This is a genomic window from Bradyrhizobium sp. CCBAU 45384 (assembly GCF_028128665.1).
Classification (GTDB): Bacteria; Pseudomonadota; Alphaproteobacteria; order Rhizobiales; family Xanthobacteraceae; genus Bradyrhizobium; species Bradyrhizobium manausense.
On sequence record NZ_LBIZ01000051.1, the window covers coordinates 1 to 1591 of the forward strand.

The following is a 1591-nucleotide window of genomic DNA, read 5'->3' on the forward strand; positions in this document are numbered from 1 at the left end:
TCAAAACCCTGCAATCCCAAAACAGGCCACAACGAATATTGCGATCCCAGCTCAATCGCTTAGCCGCTCTTCACGGACGACTAAAAAATCTTTTGGCCTTCTGCCAAACCAGAGAGTCCAGTGCGTTCTACGCGCTAGGTGTTTAGTCCCGGGCTTTGATGGTGCATCCTTATCGCACGATTCGAAGGAAGCGCTATGGGATAAATTTTACACGGCTGCGCCACCACGACGGAGGCGGTCCGTCGAGCAATACAAAATAGCCAAGAGAGCCTAAGAGCGCTGGCTAAGCGCTATGGGATCAATCCCAAAACGGTCGCCCAGTGGAAGAGGCGCGGCTCCGTCACTGATCTGAAGACAGGACCCAAGGAGCCAAAGTCCACCTCTCTATCGGTAGAGGACGAGGCCATCATCGTGGCCTATCGCAAGCATACCCTGTTGCCGCTCGACGACTGTCTCTACGCTCTTCAGGCCACGATCCCGCACCTGACCCGCTCATCCCTACATCGATGTCTTCAGCGCCACAGCATTTCGCGGCTGCCGGAAGTGGAAGATGGCAAAGGCATCAAACGCAAGTTCAAGAGCTACCCAATCGGCTACTTCCACATCGACATAGCTGAGGTCCGCACCGCCCAAGGCCGGCTCTATCTCCTCGTCGCCATCGATCGCACGTCGAAGTTCGCCTACACAGAGTTGCACGAGAAAGCCACCAGGCGCGTCGCCGCTGGCTTCTTGCAGAATCTCATCAAGGCCGTGCCTTACAAGGTTCACACCATCCTCACGGAGGATGGCACCCACTTCACCGATCCGGCCGGCGACAGTTGGACCGCGGCTGACATCAAGGAGAAGATCGAGCGGAAGGAGTTCTTCTGGGCGCATGCTTTCGTCGTGGCCTGCGCCCGCAACGATATCGATCATCGCCTCACCGAGCCCAAACATCCCTGGACCAACGGTCAAGTCGAACGCATGAACCGAACGATCAAGGACGCCACGGTCAAGCGCTTCCACTACGAAACTCACGCCGAGCTCCGCAGCCACCTCTCAGACTTCGTCAACGCCTACAACTTCGCCAACCGACTCAAAACTCTCAAAGGCCTCACACCCTACGAGTTCATCTGCAAGGCCTGGACAAAAGAGCCAGAACGATTCACCCTCAATCCGCTCCAGCTAATGCCGGGACTAAACACCTAATGTGGACAAAGATGTCGTATCCGCCGTCATCTGGAGCGATAAATCCCTACCCCTTTTGAACATTGAACCACTTCACAGTACCTGTTGCCATACGATCACTTCCTTTGCCGCCGCACCCAGTCCATACGCTGGTGGGTAAGGGTGCCAGAAACACAGCAACCGGCGTGCCGGACCGAAATTGCTGATCCTACAGGGATGGCGAGCATCGGGTCGACGACAATGGACGCAAAGCTGACAACCGCGTGCGACTGCCAACATTCTCAGGCTAGCTCAATCAGTTGGGATTACTCGAAGGCAGCACATGGCGGGTCGTAGGTTCTGGAACGACATGATGCGAGCGCCGTGTGCTGCAGTAGAAAGTGCTCGACCCTATTGGCTCGCATATAACCTCTTAGACTGGTCA

General features: G+C 55.8%; 1 protein-coding gene and 1 pseudogene. One reads left to right on the forward strand and one right to left on the reverse strand.

What is annotated here, in order from left to right:
• The first annotated feature begins 204 nt into the window (after window positions 1-204).
• Entirely contained in the window at window positions 205-1188 is a 984-nt protein-coding gene (locus tag XH80_RS02985; RefSeq protein ID WP_271597268.1) for an IS481 family transposase, read from the forward strand.
• Here XH80_RS02985 and XH80_RS43685 read toward each other — a convergent pair.
• Window positions 1163-1279 (reverse strand): annotated as a pseudogene (locus tag XH80_RS43685) (cold-shock protein); the annotation flags it as partial. The gene XH80_RS02985 and the pseudogene XH80_RS43685 sit on opposite strands and share 26 nt — an antisense overlap.
• Window positions 1280-1591: the final 312 nt, after the last annotated feature.